At 71.5% G+C, this 23891-nt stretch carries 16 protein-coding genes; 6 read left to right on the top strand and 10 right to left on the bottom strand.

What is annotated here, in order from left to right:
• Positions 1–154: 154 nt before the first annotated feature.
• Positions 155–1048 carry a hypothetical protein gene (locus DKT68_RS10580; protein WP_109817233.1) on the bottom strand — a complete coding sequence of 298 codons (894 nt, stop codon included), beginning with the start codon at positions 1046–1048 and terminating at the stop codon, positions 155–157.
• A gap of 478 nt (positions 1049–1526) precedes the next feature.
• Between DKT68_RS10580 and DKT68_RS10575 the strand changes: the two genes are divergently transcribed.
• Positions 1527–2696, top strand: coding sequence for a Shedu anti-phage system protein SduA domain-containing protein (locus DKT68_RS10575; protein ID WP_146218331.1), 1170 nt, complete (start codon positions 1527–1529; stop codon positions 2694–2696).
• 28 nt (positions 2697–2724) lie between these two features.
• On the opposite strand, the gene pglW is transcribed toward DKT68_RS10575, so the two are convergent.
• The 7 genes from pglW to DKT68_RS10540 all read right to left on the bottom strand — a co-directional run bounded on the left by pglW (position 2725) and on the right by DKT68_RS10540 (position 15555).
• On the bottom strand, positions 2725–7146 hold the full coding sequence (pglW, locus tag DKT68_RS10570; RefSeq protein ID WP_109817231.1) for a BREX system serine/threonine kinase PglW: 4422 nt from the start codon (positions 7144–7146) through the stop codon (positions 2725–2727).
• A gap of 52 nt (positions 7147–7198) precedes the next feature.
• Positions 7199–7876, bottom strand: coding sequence for a PH domain-containing protein (locus tag DKT68_RS10565; protein WP_201748987.1), 678 nt, complete (start codon positions 7874–7876; stop codon positions 7199–7201).
• Positions 7877–8362: 486 nt separating this feature from the next.
• Positions 8363–8983 carry a restriction endonuclease gene (locus tag DKT68_RS10560; RefSeq protein ID WP_201748986.1) on the bottom strand — a complete coding sequence of 207 codons (621 nt, stop codon included), beginning with the start codon at positions 8981–8983 and terminating at the stop codon, positions 8363–8365.
• Positions 8984–9112: 129 nt separating this feature from the next.
• Positions 9113–12196 (bottom strand): NACHT domain-containing protein, encoded by a 3084-nt coding sequence (locus DKT68_RS10555; protein ID WP_146218329.1) that lies wholly within the window; start codon positions 12194–12196, stop codon positions 9113–9115.
• 69 nt (positions 12197–12265) lie between these two features.
• Positions 12266–12838, bottom strand: coding sequence for a hypothetical protein (locus tag DKT68_RS10550; protein ID WP_109817256.1), 573 nt, complete (start codon positions 12836–12838; stop codon positions 12266–12268).
• Between the two features lie 159 nt (positions 12839–12997).
• Positions 12998–14623: an ABC transporter permease gene (locus DKT68_RS10545; RefSeq protein WP_109817228.1), complete on the bottom strand. Its 1626-nt coding sequence runs from the start codon at positions 14621–14623 to the stop codon at positions 12998–13000.
• The gene (locus DKT68_RS10540; protein WP_109817227.1) at positions 14620–15555 is read right to left on the bottom strand and encodes an ABC transporter ATP-binding protein; all 936 of its coding nucleotides are present in this window, start codon (positions 15553–15555) and stop codon (positions 14620–14622) included. The genes DKT68_RS10545 and DKT68_RS10540 overlap by 4 nt, the downstream gene beginning before the upstream one ends.
• Positions 15556–15665: 110 nt before the next feature.
• Between DKT68_RS10540 and DKT68_RS10535 the strand changes: the two genes are divergently transcribed.
• Positions 15666–16403 (top strand): TetR family transcriptional regulator, encoded by a 738-nt coding sequence (locus DKT68_RS10535; RefSeq protein WP_109817226.1) that lies wholly within the window; start codon positions 15666–15668, stop codon positions 16401–16403.
• Between the two features lie 53 nt (positions 16404–16456).
• On the opposite strand, the gene DKT68_RS10530 is transcribed toward DKT68_RS10535, so the two are convergent.
• Positions 16457–18250, bottom strand: a complete 1794-nt coding sequence (locus DKT68_RS10530) for an ABC transporter ATP-binding protein (protein WP_109817225.1) — start codon at positions 18248–18250, stop codon at positions 16457–16459.
• An 82-nt stretch (positions 18251–18332) separates the two neighbouring features.
• Between DKT68_RS10530 and DKT68_RS10525 the strand changes: the two genes are divergently transcribed.
• Both DKT68_RS10525 and DKT68_RS10520 read left to right on the top strand, forming a co-directional pair.
• Positions 18333–18761, top strand: coding sequence for a MarR family winged helix-turn-helix transcriptional regulator (locus DKT68_RS10525; RefSeq protein ID WP_109817224.1), 429 nt, complete (start codon positions 18333–18335; stop codon positions 18759–18761).
• A gap of 175 nt (positions 18762–18936) precedes the next feature.
• Entirely contained in the window at positions 18937–20721 is a 1785-nt protein-coding gene (locus tag DKT68_RS10520; protein WP_109817223.1) for an N-acetylglutaminylglutamine amidotransferase, read from the top strand.
• A gap of 18 nt (positions 20722–20739) precedes the next feature.
• On the opposite strand, the gene DKT68_RS10515 is transcribed toward DKT68_RS10520, so the two are convergent.
• The gene (locus DKT68_RS10515; protein WP_109817255.1) at positions 20740–21873 is read right to left on the bottom strand and encodes a carboxylate-amine ligase; all 1134 of its coding nucleotides are present in this window, start codon (positions 21871–21873) and stop codon (positions 20740–20742) included.
• A 384-nt stretch (positions 21874–22257) separates the two neighbouring features.
• Between DKT68_RS10515 and fxsA the strand changes: the two genes are divergently transcribed.
• Complete coding sequence (fxsA, locus tag DKT68_RS10510) at positions 22258–22449, top strand: FxSxx-COOH cyclophane-containing RiPP peptide (RefSeq protein ID WP_161556641.1); 192 nt, start codon at positions 22258–22260, stop codon at positions 22447–22449.
• A 2-nt stretch (positions 22450–22451) separates the two neighbouring features.
• Positions 22452–23738 (top strand): FxsB family cyclophane-forming radical SAM/SPASM peptide maturase, encoded by a 1287-nt coding sequence (locus tag DKT68_RS10505; RefSeq protein WP_109817221.1) that lies wholly within the window; start codon positions 22452–22454, stop codon positions 23736–23738.
• Positions 23739–23891: the final 153 nt, after the last annotated feature.

Raw genomic sequence — 23891 nt, 5'->3', positions numbered from 1 at the left:
GCGGCGAGTGGAGACTCACCGTACGGAGTCCCACAGTTGGCATCAAGGGTCTTGACTGAGTTCTCTCGTCCGACGGGGGGCAATCCGGTCCTGTCTCAGGCGGCTCAATGATCCATGCGGCCCCGACTGCTCACCCTGATGCCGCCGGACGGCGTCACAGGGCTGGTTCTGGGCCCTTGCGCTGCCACCACGCCGTGAAGAGAGTGGTCACCTGCGCTTTGACGTCCTCCGCGACGAACCCTTGGGCATCACCCAGGAGGGGCACGACAGCGTGCTGGTAGACGTCCCGGTGCCGTTCGACCGACGGGCAGGCGAACACGGCCAGCATCCGCAGGACGCGCACGGTGTCAGCGCCCAGGAGAGGGAAGTGAGCTTCGAGCAACCGCATCAGGGCCGCCCACACCTTGTCGACGACGATGTCGACGACAGCTTCCTTCACCAGCTCGGAGATGCGGGATGTGAAGTGATTAGACAACGCCTTCTTGACGGCCTGCTTGGCCGCGTCGGTGAAGAGGCCGATGACCTTGTTGATCCTCTCGATCAATTGGATCAGCGCCACCAGGAGGCTGCACCAGCCGTGACTGGCAAGACCCTTCTTGATCTCCCGGGCGGCGGTTGGCTCGTTCTGAACGAGGTTGTCGATGTCGCGCGATATCTCGCCCCAGGGGTCCACCATGATCGCATCGGCGAGGATGTTCATCCGCCCGTTGTCGAACTCCACCGCCGTCCGGTCGCCGACCTCGAAGTCGCGTTCAAGCCTGCCCCCGGTCCTGGGACGCGGATCCGTGGCCCACAGGTGCTCAGCGATGCCTAGACGGGCAAGATCGAGGGACGCCTGTCGGTTTTTCGCGTTGGACCTGAGTTCCCCGGCGCGGCCCTTTTGGATGTCGCCGTTGAGCGTGCGTCGCCGCTCGTCGCGTACGGCCGGGCGCTCGACGGCGAGCCTCGCCCAGCCATCCCAGCCATGCAGCGAGCCACCACAGCCGGAGCACTTGCAGCCCGGATTTTGAGCATTCGCGCAATTCGCTCGATGCGTGTTCACAGCCATCCGCAGTCCGCCAATCGGCTCGCCGTCGCTTGGGGTGAAGCACTGATAACCCTAAGTACGTGGCTCGCCACTGCCAATCAGGCCCCGTCGCTGAAGATCAGGCATTTTGCCGCTCTAGCGAGATTGCCTCGCTGCCAGACGGATGCGCGCCTCACCTGCACCTATTGATGCTGTCGGATTTCTGATGGACGTGGTCCAGACGATCTGCAGGCTCGGATGGCTGGCAAGTTGGCCATGCTCGACGAGACGACACGGCTGGTCAGCCAGGAGAAGGACCAGATCAAGCGGGCGCTGCGCGACCGGGACCATGCACGCGCGGGAGTGCCCGTCCCCCAAGGACGCCTTCGTCCAGTTCGCCCAGCCTCCCGTCGCCGGTGGGCGACCGAAAGTGGCTTCGAACCGGCCAAGCGTCAAACGGCCCTGTCGGGTGCCCGTTGCATGATGAGCGTCCTGCTGGAAGACGACGTAAGAGGTGCCGATGCCGACCCGGTCCGACCTAACCCTTCGACTTTTCCTCGAAAAGATCATTGAGCTCGGCGTCTCGGACCACGTCCGCAGTCTCCTCGACGATGCACTGCGGCACATGGGCAAGCGCAGCCCGTACCGCGGCGGGAGGGACCTAGTTGACCTCTTGCGATACGCGGGATCCGCCGCCAAAAGCGAAGATGACCTTCACGCAAGTGAGCGCATCGAGGACGCATTAGCGTCCTCGATGTACGTCATGCTGCGTCCGGATCTCGAGATCAAGTACCAGCTCTTTCCTGGAAGTCGACTGAGGTATCTCGGCTACATCCGAAGCACTGTTGAGGACTTCGGTCAGCTCTTCCTGACGTCTTTGAGGCAGTTCAACGCTGACCAGCCGGATGCCTCTCCAGACGAGATCTACCATTTCCTGGACGGGCTTTTCGCGTCCGCACGATCCATCGAAGAGGACGAGCAGGAGCCGGGCCGCTACCGGATGATGCGTGGCCCCCGGGAGTCGTCGGCATGGCTGCGCGAGGTTCTCCTCGACCGGCTCGATATTGAGGATCGGTCAACAGTGGGCGTCGCTGCCAACCACCACCAATCTGGCTCAGCGGCACTATCGCTGGCGGAGTTGGTTCAGCTCTCGCAGCTCAAGATCCGGTCGGACGCACTCCAACACCTGAGGTGCGTCGTGCAAAACCCGCACAGCACAGAAGGCGACCTCCAGCACGCGCTCGCGCGGAACCTCTGGATCTTCGGGGGTTCGTACCTGCAGGAACTCGGCCGCCGTCGACTCGTTCCGGGAAACGAGTTGGACATTTCGCTCGTCAGACCAGACGGCTCCATACACGGTGTAGAGCTGAAGCGAGCAAACCTCGGCATCGTCACACACCAGCGCGGCAACGTGATTCCCAACAGCCAGGTACATCGCGCAGTCGGACAGACCATGAACTATCTGCTCGCGCTCGATGAGGACAGGCCGCGCATCCTCAACCAACACGGTGTCGACGTTCGGCGTGCTGGAGCAACGGTCATCATCGGGCATCCCGATTTTCAACCTGATGTCGAGGAATCAGAACTGAACGATGTTCTGCGCACCTACAGCAGCCATCTTGCCCGCATTGAGGTGATTACGTACAAGCAACTGCTCGACGGGGCGGCAAGGGCACTCGACTTCAGCTGACAGCGGCCCGCAACGACGGTTTGGTGGGTCAAGCGGTGACCGCGCTGCGGTGGGCGTTGACGACCCAGGCGTCCGGTAGGGCGATCCACTCGTTGTCGCCCACCCGCACCACCACACCGTCCAGCTTGGGCAGCAGCGCCGGATCTTCCATCGGGCAGAGCAGCCACACATCCCCCGACCCGCCGCGCGCCGCGTCAGCCACCTCATGCAGCCGCTCCATCGCCCGGTACCGAGCCAGCACCGCCGCATCGTGCAGCAGCACCGGCCCGTCCGCGGCAGACAGCATGGCGTGCAGTGACGGCACGGTGAGCTGCCACGCCTGCTCGACGTACTCCCCGAGCTTGATCGCCGCCCGCGACCCCTCCTGGGCGATGTCCGCGCTGAGCACGGTCTCCCACGTCGGCTTCGGGCGGGCGTCGACCAGGGCGTGCAGATGATTCAGGAAGCGGGCCGCCACGTTGACCGGTCGGGCGTCGAAGCGTCGGACCAGTTCCTCCCGGGCCAGGTGGTACCGGTTGAGGCGTACCGTCAGCGCCCGGAACCCACCTGCGGACCGCGCGCCGGCCAGCCGCTCCTCGGCGCGCATTGCCGCCGCCAGTTCCGGAGACTCTGCCGTCCACCGGCTCGGCGTGGCGGTGACCGACGGGCGCCGCTGAATGATCGACACCGAGGACGAAGCCGCGCGGGGTGGTGGTGAGACGTACCGGTCCCGGTCCCACCGCAGCTCGAAGCCAGCCTCGGCGAGTAGCCGGTCCAGTTTGGGGTGACCTGGCAGGGGGTCCAGCTCCGGGAAGCGCGCGGTGACTCTGTCCGCGACGTGCGTCGGGGTCAGCCCACGCCGACCATCAGGCGCGCTCGTCGGCGGCACCACGCCAGCCTGGGCCAGCCGGAGCGCCCGCACGGGGTCGAGGTTGCGCGGGTAGAGCTCCAGCCGCGCGGTGGCGGCGGCCCGCTCGGAGGCCACTGCGGCGAGCAACACCCGTCGCCGTTCGTCGAACGCTTCGGCCGCCCCGCCGGGCGCGGTCACCGCCGCGAGGGTACGCAGCACTGTTGCGGGGCTGGGCAGCACCTCACTCGCGGCGAGTTTGTCGGCGGCCTTGCCGAGCGCGTCGGCGTAGTCGAGCAGCGCCGGCGCGGCCGGGGTCTCCGGCGCGTCGTCATCGCTGACCTCCAGCGCCACCAGCAGCCGGTCGCCGCGCGGGTGAGGCTTGCCGTCGATGTCGGCGCGGGTGTGCCGGCGCAGCAGCAGGCGCGGCTCGTCGGCGAGCGCGTCGACCTCCACGGCGGCGCGTACCGCCGCGACGGCCACCGCGAGACGCAGCGCGTCTCCGGTGCGCACCGAGCCGCGACTGCTCAGCAGCGCCGCGGCCAGCTCGGCAACGCCCATCACCCGGCCGCCGTCGTGCAACAGCTCGATGATCTGGGTACGCACGCTGCCGACTACCGGGATCTCGTGCCAGCGCTTGCGTTGCTTGCCGAGGATCTGCGCGACCCGACCGGCGGTGACGCCCAGCGCGGTGGCCACCTGCGGCTGCTGCGGCCACAGCTGCAACGCCGGCAGCGCCCCTGACTCGTCGGGCAGGTGCAGCAGCAGCCGGGTGCCCTCGATCTCAGTGGCGTTGCGGCCGTTCTTCGCCGGGACGAGCAGCGTGGCGATGGCGTCCAGGCCGACGCGCACCAGATCGGTGTCGCCGTGGCCGGAAGTGGTCTCGGTGGCCGCTTCTTCGCTGGCTGCCTTGCGGGCGGCGGGCGTGGTGGGCAGCGTTTCCCGCTCCCCCAGGCGCTGCCGCCACTCCTTGACCCGGCGTTGCAACTCCTGGCGGGTCTTTGCACCGAGACCGGGCAGGTGCGCGAGCTTATTGGCGACCGCCAGCAGCTCACCAACGGTGGTGGCCTCCAAGCGGTGCGCGGCCGAGACCGCGCGTGGAGTGAGACCGGCGGCCTCCAGCGTGGTGGCCCGGGTGGCCTTGCCGGCGGCCTCGTCGCGGGCCACCGCGGCGACCTGCTCGTCCGGCTCGTCGACGTCCGGGTGCTCGGTGCCGACCGGGGTGCTCGCGTCCGAGCGGCGGAAGACGTCCTGCCAGGCGTCACGCAGATCCTTCAGCGACGCGTGGCGTCGACGGTGGTCACGGTGCAGTGCCCGCTGAAAAAACTCCACGAGTCCGTCGCGGATCGCCGGGTCGAACGCCTCGGCGGCCAGCACCGGCGGGCCGTCGGTGAGTTGCGGTTCGGTGCCGCCGTCGCCCCAGACCGGCAGCTCCCCGGACGCCATCTCGTGCAGCGTGACCGCGAGTGCGTACCACTCGGCGTGTTTGTCATAGACGGGGCGGTTGGCGATGCCGAGGAACGGGTCCAGATAGCGAGGAGTGCCGGCGGTGATCTCCTTGACCGACACTCCGGCCAGGGAGAAGTCGAAGAGCACCAACTGCCTGGTGCGGTTGGGCCGGATCCGGATGGCGATGTTGTCCGGCTTGATGTCGCGGTGGTAGACGCCCTCGCCCTCCAGGTAGTCGAGGGCGCCAAAAAGGTAGTCGCTGTACGTCTCCAACTCGTCGACCGTGAGCCGACCGTCGTCGCGCAGCTTGCGCGCCAGAGTGTGGTCGCCAGCGTGCTCGAGCACCACGACGGTGCGGTTGCCCAGCTGCAGCGGCTCCGGCCGGGCCAGCCGGATCACGCGGGAGTCGGTGAGCGGGCCCAGCACCCGGGCCTCGTGGGCCAGCCGAGCACCCTTCTCGTCAGAGAGCCCGACCTTCAGGACCTCTTCCCGCCGGGTGCGCTCGTTGAAGCCGAGGAACGCCCGACAGGTCGAGCCTGTGCCGAGGCGGCGGACGATCTTCCACTCGCCGACTCGGTCGCCCCCACGCGCCTCCAGCGGGTCAGGCTGCTCGGGTGCCGGCTCCTCCGGGTGCACCGAACCCGGTGGCGGGCTGGTCAACTCGTCCTCGACGAGCTGGAGCATCTCGACGAAGTCGGCGACCGTGGTGAGCCGCTGGGCCGGAACAGGTGCGGTGGCGGCTTGGATCAACTCGTCGGCGAACTCGCTGATGCCGTCGGCAACAGCAGCGGCCCGCAGACCGTTGTCCCGAGCCAAGCGGGCCAGCAGTTCGGGGCGCTTCGTGGCCGGTGGTTGACCCGTCAGGATCAGGTACGCCAGTGCGCCGAGGCCGAAGACGTCCATCGCCACCGCGTCCGGCGTCGGCGCGGTCAACTCCGGAGCCAGGTACGCCTCGGCGGACCGCTCGATATGAGCGGTCGCGTGCGAGGAGAGAGTCACTGGCTGGCCGCTGCTGCCACCAGCACTGTCCGTGCCGCGGGTCGCCGCCTGCCAGTCACTGATCTGTAGCTGAGGTGTCAGCCACGCTTCGTCGTCGCTGCCACCACGCCGCGTCCGGCCAGGGTTCACCAACACGCTGCGGGCAGAGAGCGCTCGGTGGTGCAGCCGTCGACCGTGTGCGTACGCCACCGTCTCGGCCAGCTGGCGGATCATCGCAAGTCTGCTCAGCGCGTCAAGGCGGTCACCGTACTGGGCGATGTAATGGTCGAGACGCACCGACCGAGGGTCGTACCGGAAGATCAGCGCTGGGCCGGCCTCGTGCGACTCCATCGCGTCGACCTGCACGATGCCCGGGTGGTTGATGCCGTGCAGGGCCAGCATCTCGCGCTTGGCGGCACGTTCGATGCTGGCCCGTTCGGTCTGCACGGCGTTGCGCTCGACCAGATAGATCCGCACCCGGCGCTGTTCGCGCTCCAGATCGCGGTGCCGCGCCTGGTGGTCCTGCCAGGTGGGGCCGACGTCGAACGGGCGGGTCTCCAACTCCCACGCGCCGATCTGGTAGTGCCGGCGGCTACGGGCGATGCCCACGGCGTCGAGGAGGTCGGGCAGCGCCGCCGACATCTCCTTGGTGACCCGCTGGCGTTCGTCCTGCGGTGGACGCTGCAGCAGCAAGGTGATCGCCGGCAACAGCCCCGGTTCGTGACCCGGGGCCGGCTCCGGACCGAAGATGCCGTGCAGATGATGCTCCGACAGCTCCACCCGCAGGCCAGGCTTGGACAGGAACACCGCCGCCTGCACGAACGGGATCCTGACCTGCTGACCCTTGCGTCGCGAGGCAGCCACCTGGAGCAGCGACTTGAGTTTCTTGGCCTTGGCGTCGGCCAGATGCAGCGGGTTGTCGAAGGTGCGGGTGCCGTTCGGGCCCTGGAGGATCCAGTTGGAGCCGCTGGATCGCAGCCGGCCGTTCAGGCTCTTGATCTCGATGAGATAGAGGCCGCCGGGCGCGGCGACCAACAGGTCAACCTCGTAGGGGTGCCCGGTCTGGGCGGTGAAGGTGAAGTTCGACCAGGCGCGGTAGGGCTCACTGTCCGGCAGCAGCGCCTGGACGTGCGCCAGCGCCTCCCGCTCGTGCGCGAACTGCGACGGCGTGATCGTCGTCCACCGGCCCTCCTGCATTCCAGAGATCCTAGGGGCAGAGTGCCGAACCATCGGGGACCCACCTGCGCAATCAGAGCCGGGAGAGGATTTCCGCCTTCTTGGTAGTAAATTCGACTTCAGTCAGAATGCCTGCGTCACGCAGCTCGCCGAGTTGTCGGAGCTGCGCGATCGGGTCGACCGCAGTGGGTACTGGAGCGGGCGGCATCGCCGGCGGCATCGATGGCAGACCCGCGTAGTGATGGGTGTTCATCCGTTGCTGCTCGACAAGCCGAGCTGCCTGCGCCGTTTGGTTGATCACCGCGACGGCCGCACGCGGATCGGGAAGGTCTTCCAGAACTACCAGTTCCAAGCCGTTCGTCCGCTGCACCTTCACGACGACGCTCCCGACCCCACGCGCTTTCTGGGTAAGTGACTGCCGCAGATCGACATCGACGACGTGTGCGATTGGCACCTGCTGCGCGTTTGTCGAAAGGACTCCCCGCTCGAAATACAGCATGGTTGCTGTCAACTTATACCGACCAGCGCCGATGCCGGTAAGCGGTTGACCAACAGCGGACCACAGGACACCCGGTTCTCCGACGGGAGGCACCTGACGGGGAGGCGCGCTCGATGGCGTGGTCGGCGGAAGCGGGCCGGTCGTCTGCTGCACGGACTGCGCCTCGACCACGACGGGCACCGGCGTCTCACCGGAATGCCGAAGGGCAGGTAAATTGGCGGGCCCCTGCTGCGGTGTGTCGTCGATGAACAACTGCCAACCGGGCGGCGGCGCGGGCCACGACGGGTCGGGTTGCCAACCAGCTGGCGGTATCCAACCTTCGGGAGCGGCTGGCCAACCGGGCGGGGTATTGAAACGCATTACCATTCAGGTGCCTTATCTGGTGAACTGCCCGTGTAAATGCTGTGGAGAGCCTACCGGCAAATCAGCGCCCACAGTTCACCGAAACGACCGTGCCGGGTAGTCCGAGTCGACTCAAGTTTTCGACGGACGCGGATAGTAGCCACCGTTCGACCAGACTGACCGCGACCAGCAATGTGAGCGGTATGAGGTCCGCTTGGTCGATGCGAGTCAGGCGGCGGACCGGTCGAGCAGCGCCCTGGACTGCTCCAGCGATCACACCGAGGCTCCCCGGCAGTAGCCGTCGCGCGCCTCGTCGGTGACCCGGGTCAACATCTCGGAGATGTCCGGTGACTCGACGATCCCTCGGGCGGCATCATTGCGGTCCGTCGCCCACCGTCAAGCCCAGCGAAGGTCTGCCCGTCCACGCCCACATCTCCAACGCGTGCCGATCGATGAGCGTGATGTCGAGCTGCCGGGCATGCAGATCTCGCCACCGTGAATCACCCGGCAGGTGCCGGCGAACCGCTGGATCGCGGCGCTGCCCACCCGGTTGCTGCGGCTCTGCCGCTTGCACTGCACCACGACGCGTCGGTCGTCGGGAGCGATCGCCACGACGTCGGCTCCTCGGTCACGGGGGCCGCCGCACACCGTCACATTGCTGAAGCCGGACGCGACCAGGAGCCGCGCGAACCACTGCTCGAACTCGGGTCCGGTCATCGTGTCGGTCACCGCGATCAGCCTGTCCCGCTGGGCCTGGTCGGCCCGCTCGCGGGCACGCTGCTTCGACACGACGAGACCCACCGCGGTCGCCCCCGCGATGATGAGGCTCACCAGGAAGGCGGACCAGTATGGGTGCCGCTGCACAAAATCGATGACCATGCGGAGGAGCACGAAGCCGACGACGGCACCGAGCACCAGAACCCAGCCGTTGGCCGACCTGCCGCCGCCAGCCAGGCGGCGGACCGTCGATCTACGCCGAGCGCTGCCGCCGCGCCGCCTTCGGTAGTGCGCCCGCACCCGCGCGCCACCCTTGCGGGTGTGTGACCTGACATACGGCACGACGCACCTCCCCGGTCGAGGAAGCTTCAGTGTCGGGGCAGCGTCCAACAAACCGCGTACACGATCACTATGAGTGTCAGGTCCCCGTCAGCCGCCGTGCCACATGGGGGCGCTGCGGTTGACGGTCTGCACCACGATGGCCGGCTCGGTGCGGACGGCGACCAGCCGGCGGAACGCCGCGACCGCGAGTGGGCCCAACGTCTGGTGCTCGATCACGGCGTGGCACAGCTGAAGTCCCAGCTCGGCCAGCTCACGTCGGCCCAGCTCGATCCGGCGCGGGTGGTCTCGCCGCCGGGCCAGCGCCGCTCGGATGCGGCGGCGCAGTTCGGCCTGTTCGTCGGTGTTGCGTCGCATCACCTCGACCGACCATCGCCACGTCTCGGCGAGGAGCAGCAGGTCGACCCGGTCGGGCGGTTGGTCGGCGAGGAGCAGTTCCTGATGGCAGATGACCAGGGCGGTGGCGGGTTCACCGTCGTCGACGAGCAACCCGGCGAGCAGTCCCGCACCGATGGGTGCCGGCTCCCCGACGTCCTGGCTGGCAGCGGTACGTAACAGGTCCAGGCGGGTGCGTGCCGCTTCGGCGTTCCCGCTGATGTGGTGCAGGACGGCGAGGAACTCCTGCACTCCAGGAGCGGCCGGGCGGGTCGCGGAAGCAGACTCCGGCGTGACTCCGGTGGCCGCCTGGCTCAGCTCCTCGGCCGCGACGAGCAGCTGTGTCACCGACGCGTCGTCCGCGATCAGCCGGGCGACCCGCTGCACCGCCAACGGCGTCGGCTCGGTGGGTGGTGGGATGAGTGCCAGCAGGCTCGCCAGCCGGGTCCACTCCCCCGCTGCCGCACCGGCCAGCAGCGCCCGGCGCAGCGCCGCCACGGTGAGGTCGTCGGCGTGCCCGATGCTCGCGGCCCGCGCCTGCGTGACGTCGGCGAAGACACCGAGCCCCTCCGGCCAGTAGCCGGCGCGGGCAAGCTCGACACCCAACTCCTCACGCAGCCGGCTGCCCCGTCGCGCGCTCACCGACCCGCCGGCAAGTCGGCTCTGGAGGCGGCAGTGTCGGAACCGGTAGGCTCCCGCGCCGTCGCGCAGCAGGCCGACGGTCTCGGCGTACGCCAGGAAGGCGAGCAGCCGGTGGGGCGTACGGCCACGGACGGCGAGGGTGGCACGGGTAAGGGCGAAGCGCATCCACGCCCCGCCCCCGCGCCGGTGCAGCCACCAGCCCAGCCCGAGGCCCACCCCGGCGTAGACCAGCGACGGTAGCGGTGGCACGGCGGACAGCACCCCGGTGAGACGCAGCGCCGCGACGACGATGAGCAGTCGGAGGACACCGGTGGCGGCGCTGGCCAGCGCCGACGCGACGCTGGCGGCGCGGTCGGCTTCCAGGGTCTCGACCACGCTGGTCGCCCCGAGCTCGGCGGCGGGCGCGGCGACGTCCACCCGCAGCCCGGCCCGGACCGCCCCGTACGCCCAACTCACCAGACCGACCACGACGGCGGCCCGGACCGGGTCGGACCACGGTGGCAGCTCCGGCACGCGGTCCAGCAGCGCGACCAGTTGCGGGGTGGGTGCGAAAGCCGTGAGGAAGCCGAACGTGCACAGTGCCAGGAAAGCCCCGGCGAACAGCCCGCCGAGCAGCCCGTCGCGAAACGCTCGGAGCCCACCGATGAACGCCACGCGGCGGGGTCGTTCTCGACCGGCCCGACCCGAGCCGCGGACCAGCGCCACGACGGAGGCCAGCAGGAAGGCGGCCAGCGTCAGGGCGTCCGTCTGGCGGACCAGATCGTCGAGGAGATTCCGGGTCGGTGGGTGGGTGACCAGCTCCGCCGTCGCCGTGAGGGCGTCCGCGGAGAGGGTCAGTGTCAGCCACACCGCCACCGCGGTACGCGCCCCGGCGACGAGCGCCCAGAACGGCCCGGGCTGCGCGTTCGCCAACTGCCACCAGCGGAACTCCCGGACGTCGAGCGACTCCATGTGCGCGGCGAGGAAGGCCAGGTAGCGCCGGGCGGTCTCGGGTTCCCAGCGCCGTAGCCCCTGGGAGCCGCGCCGGGACCGCAGCGCGGCGTCCACCGCCCTGGTCAGCAGGTCGTCCTCGACGGAGCGCTGGCCCCGCTCGCGAGCCAGGGGGACGAGGTCCCGGGGGTCGGTGCCCGGTTGGTCGAAGGCACTGCGGGCCATCGCCACCATCAGCGGGGTGGAGAGGGCGGCGGTCAGCTGCGGGGCGTCCCCGAGTGTGCTGGCGACGGCGGTCCAGTTGTCGACGTGGTGCAGCGGGGCCGCGTCCACCAGATAGTCGGCGACCTCGGCGGGCGCCGGCGGTTCGAGCATGACCACGGCGGCGCCGCGCAGCTTCTCCCCCTGGATCAGGTAGCGCTCGTAGACCGAGGTCCGGCAGGTGAGGACGAAACGCTGGGTCGGCAGTGTGTTGAGCTCGTCGAGGCAAGCGACCAGCCGGTCCTCGGGTACCTCGTCCAGTCCATCGAGGACGGGCACCACCAGGTCGGTGTCGATGAGGTCGCGCAGCACGGCGTCGCGGCGCGGGTGACCGGCCGCGAGCCGCGGGTAGCGCCGAGCGATCCGGTCGACCAGCCAGTCGTGGAATCCCTCCCGATCGGGATCCCAGGAGTCGGCGGGAACCAATACCGGTACCGGGGTGTCCGGCTCGCGGTGCACGGGCAACTCCCGAGCCATCCGCAGCGCGAGGATCGACTTGCCGGAGCCGGCCGGTCCCAACAACAGCAACCGCCCGGAGGGTACGCGCCGGTAACAGCTCCACAGTGTCCCATTGCCACCGGCGAGGTCCACCGGGACGGCGGCGCTGGATCGGCCGATGGCCCGCCAGGAGGGGAGGAAGCGGTCGGGAGCGGTGCGCCACCGCACCGGCAGCGGGTACGGCTCGTCGACGGTACGCAACAGCGCGTCGTCGGTCGGGTCGCGTCGGATCAGCTCCACGAGTTCGTCGGCGGCGGCGCGCCGGTGGGCGGCGGCCTCGGCGAGACCCGCCGTTCCGCTGCGAAAGAGCTGATCCAAGAGGACGTAGACGGCGATGACCCCGGCGACAACGCCCCAGGTCCAGTTGACCTTCTCGAAGTCGTACCGCAGCCACACCCACGCCGTGCCGCCCGCGGCCAGCGCGGCCACGACGCCCAGCGATCCCCACTTCCACCCGCGACGCCGCACCGCACGATTGTGGTCGACCCGCGCCCGCCAGGACACCCCGCCCGCGTCGGGCCCTCGGCACCGGGGCACTCAGTTGGCGGGCGCCTCCGACGTCGCGGTGGACCGGTCGACCAACGCCTGCCGCAGCGTCGCGGACTGCTCAACCGATCCTCCGCGCACCCCGAGACTTCGCCGGGCCGCCCGGTAGTAGCCGTCGCGGGCCTCGTTGACGCGGGTCAGCATCTCGGCCACGTCCGGTGGCGCCTCGACGATTCCCCGGGCGAGCCGTTCGACCTGCCAGATCGCGTCCCGCCAGTTCGCGGCGGCGGCGACAGTCGGTTCGTCGCCGAGCAGCAACAGGTTCTCCCAGACGATGGTGCGCCGAGCGTCCGCCTCGGCCAGCCGGGCCAACCCCTCCCCGCGGTCGATGGGGTGGCTTCGCGATCCCGGCCGGTGGTCGGCCGTCAGTCGCAGCGCCACCGCGTGACTCTCCTTGAGAGCGTGCGCGTAGTCGACGTACGCGTCGAGCCGCCGCTCGTCCCAGCGGACGCTCTGGCTGCGCCGCCACCGGGCGCGGTCGGCGAGCGAGGTGGCGAGGATCGTGCCCAGGGTGCCAACCAGGACGCCGAGGAGTGCCGGAAGCTGCGTCAGGAGGTCGCTCACCCGGTCGAGGTTGCCAGCCCCGGGCAAGACCCGTCCGCCCCGGACCACGCCCGCTGAGTACCCGGCCCGGGCCCAGGTGATCGGTGGCAGCTCAGCAGGGCTGGCGTCGGCGTGTCGGGTCGCAAAGCGCCAGCGATCATTAAGACGCGTCAATGCGGCTCAGGACGGGACGTCGCGGTGGCGAAAGGCGGCGACGCCGGTGGCGAGCAACGCCGCCGCCACCCCCGCGAGCACCACCAGCGGCAGCACGACCGGGTCGACCGCGGGCACGGACGGCACGTGGGTGTACGGCGAGAGGTTGAGGGCAGCCTGCGGCAGGTCCAGTACCGCGCCGAGCTGCCCGAGGAGCAGGAAGACCAGCAGCGCCGTCCAGGAGAGCACCACCGACCAGCGGGGCACCAGGCCGAAGAGCGCGGTCACCACCCCGGCCACCACGAGCAGGGCGGGCAGCCGCAGCAGCGCGGCCCCACCCAGCTCGATGGCCTGGCCGAGCGGGTCGCCGGTGACCAGGCCGTAGCCGAGCCCGGTGGTCAGGCCGGCGAGCAGCAGCAGGGCGACCGCGCCGAGTGTCGCGGCGAGCACCTGGGTACCGAGCCAGCGGGTGCGGCTCACGGCGGTGGCGAGGGCGGCCTCCAGCACCCCGTCGGCTTCGTCGCCCCGGACGCGCAGGAGGGCCTGAACGACGTACGCCCCGATGGTCAGCGCGAAGAGCCCGAGCATCGCGGCCAGATACGCGTCCACCAGGTTGCTTCCGCCGCCCATCGCGTTGATCGCCTCGGCGGCGGCCGGATTCTCGTCGATCATGGCGTTGAACTCGTCGCCGGCGACGCCCATCGACAGGCCGAGCACGGCCACCCCGACCGCCCAGCCGAGCAGCGTGCCGCGCTGCATCCGCCAGGCCAGTCCGGCCGGGCTGAGCAGCCACGACGCGCCGGTCGCGGGCCTGGGTCGGGGTACGACCAGCCCGGCGCCCTGGTCCCGTCGCTCCGCGAGGGCGTACGCCAGGGCCACCCCGGCGAGCAGCAGCACGACGGGCAGGGCGAGGACCCACCAGCGTTCCCCGCCGAAGGCGCGCACCTGGTTGCCCCAGCCGAGCGGGGAGAGCCAGGACGGCCAGGCGCTCTGGACCCGCGTGCCGTCGGCGCTGGTGTCGCCCAGGACGTCGCCGGCGGCGCGCAGCACGAAGGACAGCCCGACGACGGCGGCGGCGAGCGCGTTGGCCCCCCGGGAGGTCACCGAGAGCTGCGCGGTGACCGAGGCGACGCCGGTGAAGGCCACTCCCACCCCGCCGACCGCGCCGGCTGCGGCGACCGAGCCGGCCAGTGGCAGGCCGGCGGCGGCCAGCGCGAGCATGAGCAGCGCCGCGGCCAGCACGTTGGCCGCGACCACCACCAGCAGCGCGGCGGTGAGCGGCGCGTACCGGCCGACAACGGAGGCGCCGAGCAGCTCCGCCCGGCCGGTCTCCTCGTTCTGCCGGGTGTGCCGGGTCACCGCGAAGGTGCTCAGGAGCGCCACGATCAGCGCCAGCGTCACGTACGTCTCCGCGACCACCACGGCGCCGAGGTCGGTGCCGGCGATGGGGCCGTTGAAGGCGCGTGCGACGAGGCTGGACGCCGACGTGGCGGCGTAGCCCTGGCGGGCGGCCTCGTCGGGGTAGATGCCGGCGACGCTGCCGGCGAGGGCGTAACCGAGCAGGGGCGTGCCGAGGACCCAGATCCCGAGACGGATCCGGTCGCGGCGCAGGACGAGCCGGACCAGCCGGCGGGTGCCGGTGAGGGCGGTCATCGGGCGCCGGTCCGCTGGGCCTCGGTCGACTGGGGCTGGGCGGTGGTGGCGTTCCCGTCGCCGTAGTGGCGCAGGAACAGCTGCTCCAGGGTGGGCGGGGTGCTGGTCAGCGCGCGGACGCCGAAGCGGATGAGCTGGCCGAGCAGCTCGTCGAAGTGCGCCGGGTCGACCTCCAGGTGGGTGCGCCCGTCGACCTGCCGCACGTCGTGCACGCCGGGCAGCGCGTCCAGGCCGGTCACCGGGCGGGCCGTCTCGACGATCACCGTGGTGCGGGTGAGGTGGCGCAGCTCGGCGAGGGTGCCGGACTCGACGGTGCGGCCCTCGCGGATGATGCTGACCCGGTCGCAGAGCGCCTCGACCTCGGCGAGCACGTGGCTGGAGAGCAGCACGGTGGCGCCGGCCTGCTTGATCCGCCGGACCTCGTCCTGGAACACCGCCTCCATGAGGGGGTCGAGGCCGGAGGTCGGCTCGTCGAGCACGTACAGCTCCACGGTGGAGGAGAAGGCGGCGACGATGGCGACCTTCTGCCGGTTGCCCTTGGAGTACGTCCGGCAGGCGCGGGTGGGGTCCAGGTCGAAGCGCTGCAGCAGCTCGTCGCGGCTCTGTCGGTCGAGGCCGCCGCGCAGCTCGCCGAGCAGGTCGATCGCTTCCCCGCCGGACAGGTTCGGCCAGAGGCTGACGTCGCCCGGCACGTACGCCAGCCGGCGATGCAGGCGTACCGCGTCGCGCCACGGGTCGGCGCCGAGCACGCGCGCCTCGCCGGAGTCGCGGCGGAGCAGCCCCAGCAGGATACGGATCGTGGTGGACTTCCCGGACCCGTTGGGACCAAGGAAGCCATGCACCTCCCCCGCCTCGACCCGCAGGTCGAGCCCGTCGAGTGCCCGGACGGCACCGAACGTCTTGACGAGGTTGTCGATCGAGATGACGGGCATCGCCCCTCCTGCCGTTGGCTTTGTCGACCGTCCCCACTGTACTGACCGGTGGTCAGTATTCTCAACGGTCATGTCGCCCAGCGGTCAGGAGGTTCGTTACGCTGGCCGGCATGAGCGCCGATCCCGCGGACGACACCCGCACCAGGATCCTGCGCGCCGCGCTCGACCTCTTCGCCGAGCACGGCTACCAGCGCACCTCGTTGCGCCAGATCGGCGAGCGGCTGCGGCTGACCAAGGCCGCGATCCTGTACCACTTCCCGGCCAAGGAGCACCTGCTCGCCGCACTGGTGGAGCCGCTGCTGGCCGACCTGGAGGCGCTGCTCGACGCGGCGCAGACACAGCCGACCGAAGAGGCCCGGTGGACGGTGCTGGAGGGATGGGTGGACACCATGCTCGCCCACCGCCGGCCACTGGGCATGCTCTTCCACGACATCGCGCTGGTCGGGCGGAACGACACGTACCACCGGCTGATGGGGATCGCGATGCGGGCCAACGACGTCATCGCGGGGCCGGGTGCCGGCCGTCGCGAGCGGGTCCGGGCGGTGCAGGCGGTCGCCACGTGCAGCGACCCGATCGTCTTCTTCACCGACGTGCCCGACGAGGTGCTGCGCGCCGACATGCTCGACGGCGTACGCCGGCTGCTGTCCACGCCGGCGCCGGACGCCGCGACCCCGTCCGCCGGCGCGCGGGGCGGCCGGCGGCGACCGGGGCGGCCGCGGGCGCTGGGCGGGGAGCAGGTGGAGGCGGCCCGGCGGATGCATGCGGCGGGCACCCACTCGGTGGATGCCATCGCCGCCACCCTGGGCGTCTCGAGGGCCACCGTCTACCGCCACCTCGACGAGAAATAGTGAGACGCTTTTAGCGACGGTTTCGAGACGGTTGTGAACCAGCTACCGGAGGGTCAGGCGGCCAGGGTGGCGTAGCGGCCGTTGCGGTGCAGCAGGCTGTCGTGGGTGCCGGCCTCGACGATCCGGCCGTGGTCGAGCACCGCGATCTGGTCGGCGTCGCGGACGGTGGAGAGCCGGTGCGCGATGGTGATCGTGGTGCGCCCCTCGGCGAGCACGTCGAACGCTCGCTGCACGGCCCGTTCGGTCTCGGTGTCCAGAGCGCTGGTGGCCTCGTCGAGGACCAGGATGCGCGGGTCGCGCAGCAGCGTGCGGGCGATCGCGATCCGCTGCTTCTCGCCGCCGGAGAACCGGTGGCCGCGCGAGCCGACCATGGTGTCGTACCCGTCGGGCAGGGCGGAGATCAGCTCGTGGATCTGTGCGGCGCGGGCCGCGGCCTCGATCTCCGCGTCGGTGGCGTCCGGCCGGGCATAGCGCAGGTTCTCCCGGACGGTGGTGTGCAGCAGGTACGTCTCCTGGCTGACCACGCCGACGATCGCGGCCAGGTCGGCCAGGCGGAGGTCGCGCAGGTCGACGCCGTCGATGGTGACCCGGCCGGCGGTCGGGTCGTGCAGCCGGCTGACCAGCCCGGCGAGGGTGCTCTTGCCGGAGCCGGTCTCGCCGACCAGGGCGAGACTGGTGCCGGCGGGCACGTCGAGGGTGACCCCGGCGAGCGCGGCGGTGTCGCTGCCCGGGTAGCCGAAGGTGACTAACTCCAGGCGGAGGTGACCGCGCACCCGGGCGTGGTCGAGGTGGACCGGCTCGGCGGGGTCGGCCACGTCGACCGGCAGGTCGAGGTACTCGAAGATCCGGGCGAACAGCGCCAGCGAGGCGGTCAGCGACACGCCCACGTTGAGCAGCCCCATCAGCGGCCGGAACAGACCGCCCTGCAAGGCGGTGAAGGCGACCAGGGTGCCGATGCTCAGGGTGCCGGCGGTGCCGGGGAGGCCCGCGGCGAGGTAGATGACGGCCGGTACGGCGGCGAAGATGATGCTCATCGAGGCCATCCGCCAGCGGCCGGCCAGCTCGCTGCGCAGCTCCAGGTCGACCAGGCGTGCCGACGACGCGGTGAACCGGTCGATCAGCGCGGGCCCGGTGCCGAGGGTCTTGGCCAGTTGGACGCCGCTGATCGACAGCCCCTCCTCGACGGTGACGTTGAGGTCGGCCAGTTCGCGCTGGCGCTGGGCGGTGATCTCCCGGCGCATCCGGGCGACCCGGCGGGTCAGCAAGATCGCCGGCGGCAGCACCACCAGCGAGACCAGGGAGAGCTGCCAGGAGAGCGCGACCATGGCGACCGTGGTGGCCACCACGGTGGTGAGGTTGGCGGCGACGGCGGTGGCGGTGGAGGTGACCACCGACTGCATGCCGCCGATGTCGTTGGTGATGCGGGACTGCACCTCGCCGGTGCGGGTCCGGGTGAAGAAGCCCAGCGACTGCCGCTGGAGGTGGCTGAAGACGTCGGTGCGCAGCCGGTGCATGACCTGCTGCCCGACCCGGGTGGAGATCCAGGTCTGGACGACGCCGAGGGCGGCGGTCACGCCGGCCACGGCGACCATGCCGAGGACCAGCCAGACCAGGAGGGTCACGTCGCCCTGCGGCAGGGCCCGGTCGATGACGGCACGCAGCAGGAACGGGGTGGCCATCGCGATGATCGAGGAGAGCACGATGATCGCGGTCACGGACGCCAGCGCGGGCCGGTGGTCGGTGAACAGCCGGCCGATGCGGCGCAGCGACACCTGGCGGGCCTGCGCCTTCTCGTCGGCGCTGACGGTGCGGTGGCCGCGCTCGCGGCCGGTGGGGGTGGGTTCCAAGGGGGACTGCCTCTCGTCGCGAACATTGCTGAGGTTACCTCATCATGAGGGAACAACCGCATTCCCTGCTACGGTATTCCCCGTGACGGAGCGCACGGCGGACGGCGACGACGAGAGCCTGGCGGAGACCTTCTGGGCGGTGGCCGGACGGCTGCGCCGGCAGGCACAAGAGTCGTTGGCGCCGTGGGATGTCACCCCCAGCCAGTCCCGGGCGCTCGGGGTGCTGGCCCGGCACGGCGAGCTACGCCCCGGCGCCATCGCCGAGCACCTGCGCATCGCGCCCCGCTCGGCCACCGAGGTCATCGACGACCTCCAGGCCCGTGGGCTCGTGGAACGCCGGCCCGACCCGGCCGACCGACGGGCGACCCTGGTCGCGCTGACCCAGGAGGGCGAGCGGGTCAGCGCCGCCATCCGGGCGGCCCGCCGGGCCGAGGCCGACCGCTTCTTCGGCCACCTCGACGACGCCGACCGCGACCAGCTCGCCCGCATCCTGCGCACCCTGCGCGGCTGAGCGAGGAGGGCCTTCCCGCAACGCCCGGTGCCCTGGACCCCGACGGGTTTGCCCACCGCGCGCCCGGGTAGCCAGGGCCCCCGTCCGGTCGGCGGGACCGGCCGGGAGCGGCCGGGCGAGGTGACAGGAGAACGCTCGTGCCGCTGATGTCCCACCTGACCCACCACCCCGCCTGATGTGCGGGATCAGCGGGGAGGCGCGCTTCGACGGCAGTCCGCCGGACGCCGCGGCGGTCACCCGGATGACCGAGGCGATGCGGTCGCGCGGCCCGGACGGCGAGGGGCTGTTCACGGACGGCTGGGTGACCCTCGGCCACCGCCGGCTGACCATCATCGACCTCTCCGACGCCGGTGGTCAGCCCATGGTGCGCGAGGACCTGGGCCTGGGGCTGGTCTTCAACGGCTGCATCTACAACTATCCGGAGCTGCGCGAGGAGCTGCAGAACGCCGGGTACGCCTTCCACTCGACCAGTGACACCGAGGTGATCCTGGTGGCGTACGCGCACTGGGGCGAACGCTTCGTCGACCACCTGGTCGGCATGTTCGCCTTCGGGCTGGTCGACCGGGCCCGGCGGCGGCTGGTGCTGGTGCGCGACCGGCTCGGCATCAAGCCGCTGTACCTCGCCGAGACCCCCGGACGGCTCCGGTTCGCCTCCACCCTGCCCGCCCTGCTGCGCGCCGGCGACCTGGACACCGGCATCGACCCGGTGGCGCTGCACCACTACCTGTCCTGGCACTCGATCGTGCCCGCGCCGCGGACCGTGCTGCGCGGCGTCCGCAAGCTGCCGCCGGCCACCCTGCGGGTGATCGAGGCGGACGGGCGCAGCCGCGAGGAGGTGTACTGGCGGCCGGACTACGTGCGGGAACCGGCCGACGCCGGGATGGACGCCGCCGACTGGCGAGCCGCCGTCGGGGACGCGCTGCGCACCGCGGTACGCCGACGGCTGGTCTCCGACGTTCCGGTTGGCGTGCTGCTCTCCGGCGGGCTGGACTCCAGCCTCATCGTGGCGTTGCTCGCCGAGGCCGGCCAGCAGCACCTGCGGACGTTCAGCATCGGCTTCGACAGCCGCGGCGACGAGTCCGGCGACGAGTTCCACTACTCCGACCTGGTGGCCCGCGCGTACGACACGGACCACCACCGGATCCGGCTGGCCGACGACGACCTGGTGCCCGCCGTGCGACGTGCCGTCCTGGCGATGGCCGAGCCGATGGGCAGCCACGACGTGGTCGCCTTCCACCTGCTCTCCGAGCAGGTGGCCCGGCACGTGAAGGTGGCGCAGTCCGGGCAGGGCGCGGACGAGGTGTTCGCCGGCTACGGCTACCACCAGCCCCTGAGCGAGGCGCCCCGGCACGGCGCGGCCGAGACGTTCGCCGCCGCGTTCTTCGACCGCGACCACGACGAGCTGAGTCGGATCGTCGGCCCGTCGTACGCGCTGGACCACGACGCCAGCCGGGAACTGCTCGCCGCGCACCTCGCCGCACCCGGGGCGCAGAGCGCGCTGGACGCGGTGCTGCGCCTCGACACCCACCTGATGCTGCCCGACGACCCGGTCAAGCGGGTGGACAACATGAGCATGGCGTGGGGCCTGGAGGTGCGCACCCCGTTCCTCGACCAGGACCTGGTGACCCTGGCGGCGCACTGTCCGCCGGAGCACAAGGCGGCGCTGGGCGGCAAGGGCGTGCTGAAGGAGGTCGCCCGGGAGGTGCTGCCGGCCGAGGTGATCGACCGACCCAAGGGCTACTTCCCGGTGCCGGCGCTGCGCAACGTGGACGGGCCGGTGCGCGAGCTGGTGGCCGAGGCGTTGCAGGCGCCGGCCGCGCGTGAGCGGGGGCTGTTCCGCCCGGAGTACGTCGCACGGCTGCTCGCCGAGCCGGACCGCGCGGAGGCGGCGGCCGGCAGCAACAAACTGTGGCAGCTCGGGCTGCTGGAGCTCTGGCTCCAGACGCACGACATCCGGTGAGCCCGCGCCGCCGTCCGGTCAGCCGGCGGCGGTGCGGGCGACGAGGTCGTCGATGACGGCGCGCAGGTCACCGGTGCGCTCCAGCACCCGGCGTTGCCGGGTCGCGCCGGTGCCCTCGCTGCGCAGCCGCGCCAACTGGTCGATGACGTACTCCAGGTCGCCGTGCCGCGCCAGGGCCGGGGTGACGGTGGCGAGCAGCTCGTCGACCAGCGCCCAAGCCGGCCGTGTGCCGCCGGCGCGCAGGTCGATCAGCTCGCCGTCCAGGCCGTCGTGCGCGGCCCGCCAGTGCGCGGCGGCGACCAGGCAGTCCCTGATGCCCGGGGCGCGGGCACCGGCGCGCACGTCGGCGGCCGTGGTGGCGACCAGGGCACGGACCAGCCCGGCGACCAGCACCGCGTCGTCCACGGTCGGGCAGACGTCACCGACCCGGACCTCCACCGTGGGGTACGCGACCGACGGCCGGGCGTACCAGTAGACCATCGCGGCGTCCAGCATGATGCCGGCGGCGATCAGCTCGTCGACCGTCCGGTCGTAGTCGGCGGCGGAGTCGAAGTACGGCGTCGGGCCGATGCTGGGCCAGCGTTCAAGCTGCATCGACCGCCAGCTGGCGTGGCCGGTGTCCTGGCCGTCGTGCAGCGGGGAGTTGGTGGTGATGGCCTGCACCACGGGCAGCCACACCCGCAGGTGGTTGCAGACCTGCACGGCCAGTTCCCGGTCGGGCAGCCCGACGTGCACGTGACAACCGCACACCGCCGGGTCGTGCGCCACCGGCCCGTACCGGCGCGACATCGCGTGGTAGCGCGGTTTGTCGGGCACCGTCCGGTGCGGCTCGGCGAGCGGGGTGGCCCCGACCGCGACGAGGCGGGCCCCGGCGGCCGTGGCGGCCTCGCCGGCCGAGCGGCGAAGCGCCACCAGGTGCGCGCGCAGCTCGCCGAGGTCGGCGCAGACCGGCGTGACCATCTCCACCATGCTGTGCCGGAACTCCTGGCGACTCTGCTCCCGGGCCGATCCACGCAGCGCGGCCAGCACCTGGTCGGCCACCGGCAGGTTCCGTCCGCTGTCGGGATCGAGCAGCAGGTACTCCTCCTCCACACCGAGGGTGAGGGTCGCCAGGTCGGGCACGGTGTCGGCGGCCGTCGCACGGCGCGTCATGACCTTCTCCATCCGTTCCTGTGGCCGCGGCTGACGCCGCGCCGGCGAGGCCTCGCGTTCCCGGCCCGGCCCGCGGCCAAACGCCGCGCCAGTGCGGCTACGGGGCAGCCGCCCGTCCGGCGAGCAATGCCTTTTCGACCGTGTTGTCCGTCCCCGCGGCGGCCGTCCGGTCCGCGAGGCCGCCGGGAGAGACTCGACGCCGGCCCGGTCCCGGGCGTCCGCGCGGCTGCCGGGCGACTCGGGGGTACGCCAGGTGACGGCGCGGTGACCAGCGTGTGCGAGCTGCGGTGTCGCGCCGTCCCGGGCCGGGCGCGATGGTGTAGAAAGGCGGAGTGAGCGCAGCGGTGACGCACGTGCCGGTCTCGGACCGTGGGGCGGTCCACGGTGGCTGAGCACACCCCACCGCCCACGCCCGCCAGCACCGGCGTCGCTCTGGTGCAGCTCGGCGACGTGCCCCTGGCCGACCTGCTGGCGGGTGCCGGTGACAGCGTGCTGGCCCACGTGCTGGGAGCGCTGGTCGCCGAGGGTGAGCCGGGCCGGCCCGGCGACGTGTCAGCGTTCGAATCGAGCTTCTGACCGTGTCGGCCGACGCCTCGCCGTCGGCCGCCCCGCGCCGCCCTGCCCCCGACGCGCCACCCGCGACGGCACCCCGGGTACGCCAGCTCGTGCTGAAGGTCCACTCGCGCTGCAACCTGGCCTGCGACTACTGCTACGTCTACCGGCACGCCGACCAGGGCTGGCGCGACCGGCCCCGGGTGATCGCGCCCGGCACGGTGGCGCGGGTGGCCGACCGGCTGGCCGCGCACCTCGCCCGGCACCGCGCCGACCGGGTGCGGGTGGTCCTGCACGGCGGGGAGCCGCTGCTCGCCGGCGTCGCCGTGCTCGACCGGACGGTGCGCACCCTGCGCGCCGCGATGCCCGCCGGCACGACCCTCGACGTCGGGATGCAGACCAACGGGGTGCTGCTGGACGACGCGGCGCTCGCGCTGTGCCACACGCACGGCATCGACGTCGGGGTGAGCGTGGACGGCGACCGGACGGCCAACGACCGGCACCGGCGCCATGCCGACGGGCGGGGCAGCTTCACCGAGGTCGCCGCCGGGCTGCGCCTGCTGGCCCGACCCGAGCACCGCTCCCGCTACGCCGGGGTGCTGTGCACCGTCGACCTGGCCAACGACCCGGTCGACGTCTACCGGAGCCTGCTGGAGTTCGACCCGCCCCGGCTGGACCTGCTCCTGCCGCACGGCAACTGGAGCACTCCCCCGCCCGGCCGCCACCCCGGCGACCCCGCCACCCCGTACGCGGACTGGCTGATCGCCGTCTTCGACACCTGGTACCGGGAGACGCCCCGACGCACCGGGATCCGGCTGTTCGAGTCGCTGATCGCGTTGCTGCTCGGCGGGCGCAGCGGCACCCAGGCGCTGGGCGGCGCCGAGCCGGACGTCATGACGATCGAGACCGACGGCACGATCGAGGGCACCGACACCCTGAAGACGACCACCGCGTCGGCGATGCGTACCGGTCTGGACGTCTTCCGGCACACCCTCGACGAGGCGTTGCGCCACCCGTCGCTGGCGGGGCGCCCGGCCGGGTTGGCCGCCCTCGCGCCGACCTGCCGGGCATGCCCGGTCGTCGGCGCCTGCGGCGGCGGCCTCTACGCGCACCGCTTCCGCGACGGCGCCGGCTTCGCCCACCCGTCGGTCTACTGTGCGGACCTGTTCCGGTTGATCCGGCACGTACGGTCGGTGGTCGCCGCCGACCTGGACGCGCTGCGAAGCCGCGTCGCCACCCCACCTCGCCCGGGCGGCGCGGCAGACCCGACGGTCGCCGGACGGGTCGGGGCGCCCGTGCCGGTGGGACGCTGAGCCGGTGCCGGGGCCGCTGTCCGGAGCGCAGTTCGCCGGGCTCGCCGGTGGGCACGGCGACGCCGCCGCGTTCGGCGTGCTGCGCGGGGGGCAGTTGGGCCGGCGCCGGCTGCTGACCGTCGCCGCCGCCCGCGCGTACGGCGAGGACCCGCT

The organism is Micromonospora acroterricola, assembly GCF_003172955.1.
In the GTDB taxonomy this organism is placed as follows: domain Bacteria; phylum Actinomycetota; class Actinomycetes; order Mycobacteriales; family Micromonosporaceae; genus Micromonospora; species Micromonospora acroterricola.
The sequence above is the reverse complement of the archived record's forward strand: the minus strand, read 5'-3'. Positions and strand labels throughout refer to the sequence as shown.